At 66.2% G+C, this 4,744-nt stretch carries 5 protein-coding genes and 1 tRNA gene; 3 read left to right on the forward strand and 3 right to left on the reverse strand.

Translation table 11 applies throughout. The features are described 5' to 3' along the window. Together JNK99_RS16155 and JNK99_RS16160 are read right to left on the reverse strand one after the other, a co-directional pair. Positions 1-684, reverse strand: a 684-nt coding sequence (locus tag JNK99_RS16155; protein WP_291855024.1) for an integrase arm-type DNA-binding domain-containing protein, incomplete at its 3' end; no start/stop codon positions are given. Between the two features lie 197 nt (positions 685-881). Then, a tRNA-Leu gene (locus JNK99_RS16160) sits at positions 882-966 on the reverse strand. Between the two features lie 170 nt (positions 967-1,136). Between JNK99_RS16160 and hpnC the strand changes: the two genes are divergently transcribed. From hpnC to hpnE, 3 genes are read left to right on the forward strand one after another with little or no spacing between them, the layout of a single operon-like run. Next, positions 1,137-1,961 carry a squalene synthase HpnC gene (hpnC, locus tag JNK99_RS16165; protein WP_291855027.1) on the forward strand — a complete coding sequence of 275 codons (825 nt, stop codon included), beginning with the start codon at positions 1,137-1,139 and terminating at the stop codon, positions 1,959-1,961. 28 nt (positions 1,962-1,989) lie between these two features. Continuing rightward, positions 1,990-2,823, forward strand: coding sequence for a presqualene diphosphate synthase HpnD (hpnD, locus tag JNK99_RS16170; protein WP_291855030.1), 834 nt, complete (start codon positions 1,990-1,992; stop codon positions 2,821-2,823). Continuing rightward, positions 2,820-4,175, forward strand: coding sequence for a hydroxysqualene dehydroxylase HpnE (gene hpnE / locus JNK99_RS16175; RefSeq protein WP_291855033.1), 1,356 nt, complete (start codon positions 2,820-2,822; stop codon positions 4,173-4,175). Before hpnD ends, hpnE begins: the two co-directional genes overlap by 4 nt. On the opposite strand, the gene JNK99_RS16180 is transcribed toward hpnE, so the two are convergent. Beyond that, positions 4,096-4,744 (reverse strand): ATP-binding cassette domain-containing protein (locus JNK99_RS16180; RefSeq protein WP_291855036.1); only part of this gene is annotated, 649 nt, incomplete at its 5' end. The two genes, hpnE and JNK99_RS16180, sit on opposite strands and share 80 nt — an antisense overlap.

The raw sequence follows: 4,744 nt of genomic DNA on the forward strand, positions 1-4,744 counted from the left end.
CACGAACGTACCCCGGAAACCGTCTATTGCCCGAAGCAGTTCGGCAACCTCCGTCGGCGTCGTGATTGCCGCGAAGTGCTCCGCCTTGGGAGCCGGTATCGCGCCTTTCAAGTCCGGGCAGGGATCGCGATCAGCGCGGCCTGTGGCGATCGCGTAACGGAATGCTCGGCTGATTTCGCTGCGCACACGATGTGCCGTGTAGCGCGCGCCGCGCTCGTCGATTCGGCGCAGCACTCCAAGTACATCGGGAGAGGTAATCTCGGCAATCGCCTTCGCCCCCAGCCAGGGGAAAACATCGTTCTCCATCCGCGCCAGCGTCTTGACATGCTGGGATGGCTCCACCGTGTTCTTGCGCTGCTCCAGCCACTCCCGGCAGATGACCTCGAAGCTGTTGGCCGACCGTTCCGCTTTGGCAGCTTTTTGCGCCTTCCGGTGTGCGCCAGGGTCTACGCCGTTCGCCAGCAGCTTGCGCGCCTCGTCGCGACGCTCCCTGGCGTCTTTCAAACCCACGTCCGGGTACGTGCCCAGGGCAAGCAGCTTCTCTTTCCCGTCAATCCGGTATTTCAAACGCCATAGCTTGCCGCCGGCAGGAGAGATTTCAACATACAGTCCGCCCCCATCGAAAATGCGGACCGGTCTTTCAGTTGGCTTGGCATTGCGGATGGTGGTGTCAGTCAGGGGCATCGAAGGCATCCTCAAACAGGTGGCTGGCGCTCTTGGGGGTATCGTCCAATTTACACCTCCAACCTACCCCCAAGAATACCCCCAGATACCCCCAGATTGCAATAGATGAGTTGGGAGTTATACGGACACAAAAAAGGCCAGAAACATTGCGGTTACTGGCCTTTCAGGACTTCTTTGGACTGCCTTGGGCTGCTGTTTGGTGCCCAGGAAGGGAATCGAACCCCCACACCTTGCGGCGGCAGGACCTAAACCTGCTGCGTCTACCAATTTCGCCACCTGGGCACGGTGCCTACGGTCTTGCGGACGACAGAGCCGCTTCCGGCGATCAGCCGGCCAGCATCAATCGTCGCGCCAACGCATTCTACCCGCGACGCCCCTATACTGTCAGCTCTCCGATTCGCTTGCGCGCCACCAGCGCGACGTGCTCAAACGCGCGACGTGCTCAAACCTCGATGCCGGTCGACCACTACGAGAACTTCCCCGTTGCCTCGCTGTTGCTGCCACGCCGCCTGCGCCGGCCGGTCGAGGCGATCTATCGTTTCGCCCGGTCGGCCGACGACATCGCCGACGAAGGGGATGCCAGCGATGCGGCGCGCCTGCAGGGTCTGGCCGACTATCGCGAGGAACTCGCACGCATCGAACGTGGCGAACCGCCCGCCCGAGCGGAATTCGGTAGTCTGGCAGCGGAGATCAGGGAATGGCATCTGCCCGTGCAACTGCTGCGCGACCTGCTTGATGCCTTCGCGCAGGACGTGACCCGGAAGCGCTACGCCGACTACCCCGAGCTGCTCGACTACTGCCGGCGCTCGGCCAACCCGGTGGGTCGCCTGCTGCTGCATCTCGTCGGGCGAACGGGTGCAGAGGCGCTGCACCGCTCGGACTGCATCTGCACGGCGCTGCAACTGACCAACTTCTGGCAGGACGTTGCGCTGGACTGGCGAAAGCAGCGCGTTTACCTGCCGCAGAACGATCTCGCGCGTTTCGGGGTCGGGGAAGAAGAAATCGCTACCGGACGCTGGTCCGAGCAATGGGCAGCGCTGCTCGAGTTCCAGGTGGACCGCACGCAGCGGCTGATGCGCGCAGGCGCGCCGCTGGTGCACCACTTGCCGGGCCGCATGGGCTGGGAAATCCGGCTGACGGTCCAGGGAGGGCTGCGCATCCTGGAACGGATTCGTCGCGTGCGTGGCGATGTCTTCAGCCGGCGCCCGACGCTTGGCGCGGGCGACTGGCCGCGCATCGGCGGACGCGCCCTGTTGATGTCAGTCGTGGGAGAATGACGGCCCTGTGCAAATCCCGAGATCACGCATGACCCCCGACGAATACTGCCAGGAGAAAGCCGCCCGCAGTGGATCCAGCTTCTACTACAGCTTTCTCTTTCTGCCGCCCAACCAGCGGCAGGCGATCACCGCGCTCTATGCCTTCTGCCGCGAGGTGGACGATGTCGTCGACGAGTGCCAGGACGCGCAGATCGCCGCGACCAAACTCGCCTGGTGGCGGCAGGAGCTGGCACGCACCTTCCGGGGAACGCCACAGCATCCGGTCACCCAGGCGCTGCAGGCGGCAAGTACCGAATTCAACCTGCCGGAGGAACAGTTGCAGGAAATCATCGACGGCATGGAGATGGACCTGCAGCAATCGCGCTATCTCGATTTCAAGGGGCTGTCGCTGTACTGTTACCGCGTCGCCGGCGTCGTCGGCCTGCTGGCGGCAGAAATCTTCGGCTACCAGGACCGCAAGACACAGAAGTACGCCCACGATCTGGGCATCGCCTTCCAGCTCACCAACATCATCCGCGACGTCGGCGAGGACGCCCGGCGAGGCCGCATCTATCTGCCGATCAATGAGTTGCAGCGTTTCGAGGTGACCGCTGCCGACGTCCTCAATGCGCGTCATTCGGAAAATTTCCAGCGCCTGATGGATTTCCAGATCGAGCGCGCCGAAAGCTATTACACCCAGGCCATCGCCCAACTGCCGGCGGTCGACCGCCGCACGCAGCGCCCCGGTCTGGTGATGGCAGCGATCTATCGCACCCTGCTCGACGAAATCAGGCGCGATGGCTGCTTGGTACTCAGTCAGCGCACGTCCTTGCCGCCGCTGCGCAAACTGTGGATTGCCTGGCGAACCTGGGTGCGGGGGTGAAGGCGGCGGTCGTCGGCGGCGGCTGGGCGGGTCTCGCGGCGGCTGTCGAACTGGCGAGAACGGGTTTTCAGGTCACCGTCTTCGAGGCCGCCAGACAGCTTGGCGGACGGGCGCGCAGTGTCCGGACGCAGGGGCAGCTTCTCGACAACGGGCAGCACATCCTGATCGGCGCCTATGGCGAAACGCTGCGCCTGATGCGCACAGTCGGCGCCGATCCCGATCGGCTGCTCCACCGCCTGCCGCTCGAACTGAGCTTTCCCACCGGCCAGCCGCACCCCTTCCGGCTGCGTCTGCCGCGCCTGCCCTCCCCCTGGCACCTGGCGGCCGGTCTGTTGACCGCCCGTGGCGCCTCGCCGGGCGAGAAGATCGCCGCCATGCGCTTCATGCGCTGCCTGCAGGGCACCGCCTATCGGCTCGGCGACGACTGCACGGTGGCGGAGCTGCTCGACCGCCATGGCCAGCACGGGGCGCTGCGCCGTCACCTCTGGGAACCCCTCTGCCTGGCGGCGCTCAACACCGCGCCGCTACAGGCGTCGGCACAGATCTTCGCCAACACGCTGCGCGACAGCCTCGGCAGCGGCCGTGCCGCCACCGATCTGCTGTTGCCCGCCGCCGACCTCGATCGGCTGTTTCCGGCAGCCGCAGCGCAGTTCATCCGGGCACGCGGCGGCGAGATCCGCCTGGCCTGCCGGGTCGACACAATCGTGGCCGGACCAGTCGTCTTCGGCGAGCGTTTCGACTGCGCGGTGCTGGCGGTCGGGCCGCAACATGCAGCCGGGCTGCTCGCCGGCCAGCCGGAGACGGCGGCCAGCGCCCGGTTGCTCAGCGGCTACGCCTTCGAGCCGATCGCCACGGTGTACCTCGCTTACCCGCCGCCTCTGTCGTTGCCCTGGCCGATGCTCGGACTCGACGATCGTCAGACCGGACAGATCGGGCAATGGGTCTTCGATCGCGGTACGCTGTGCGGCACAGGCGGGCTGATGGCCTTCGTGCTGAGCGCGCACGGCGCCTGGGAAGACCTCGACAATGCGCAACTGGTCCTGGCCCTCGATCGTCAGCTCGCCGCCACTCTGTGCCGGCCGCTGCCGCCGGTGCTCTGGCAGCATGCCATCCGCGAGCGGCGCGCCACCTTCTCCTGCCGCCCCGGCCTGCCCCGGCCGGCCGTGGAAACGGCGCTGCCGGGCTGGTGGCTGGCCGGCGATTATGTCTGCGCCGAGTATCCGGCGACGCTCGAGGCGGCGGTACGCAGCGGTGTGGCGGCGGCAGGCGCGATCAGCGCATCTCTTCCAGTCGCCCGGCGTGCATGTGCAGCCGGCGCGCGCAGCGGGCCGCAATCTCCTCGTCGTGCGTGACGAGAAGCAGCGTCGTCCCGCGCTCGGCATTGATTGCGAACATCAGCTCGATCACCTGATGCCCGGTGGCGGCGTCGAGATTGCCGGTCGGCTCGTCGGCCAGCACCAGCCGCGGTCCGGGAGCGAAGGCGCGGGCCAGTGCGACGCGCTGCTGTTCGCCCCCCGACAGGTGCTTGGGATAATGTCGCAGGCGATGTGCCAGGCCGACCCGCTGCAGCCAGCACTCGGCCTCGGCGCGGGCATTGGCCGTGCCGGCGAGTTCGAGCGGCAACATGACGTTCTCGACGGCGGTCAGCGACGGCAGGAGCTGAAAGGTCTGGAAGACGAAACCAAGCAGGCGGCCGCGCAAGACCGCTCGCGCATCCTCGTCGAGTCGAGCAAGATCTTCACCGGCCAGCAACACCGAACCGCTGCTCGGCAGGTCGAGACCGGCCAGCAGACCGAGCAGCGTGGACTTGCCGGAACCCGAGGCGCCGACGATCGCCACCGTTTCCGCAGCCGCGACGGAGAACGAAACCTCATGCAGAATGGTCAACGATTCGCCGCCGTTATCCACCCGTTTGGCAAGA

Source organism: Accumulibacter sp., from assembly GCF_016789985.1.
Taxonomy (GTDB): Bacteria; Pseudomonadota; Gammaproteobacteria; order Burkholderiales; family Rhodocyclaceae; genus Accumulibacter.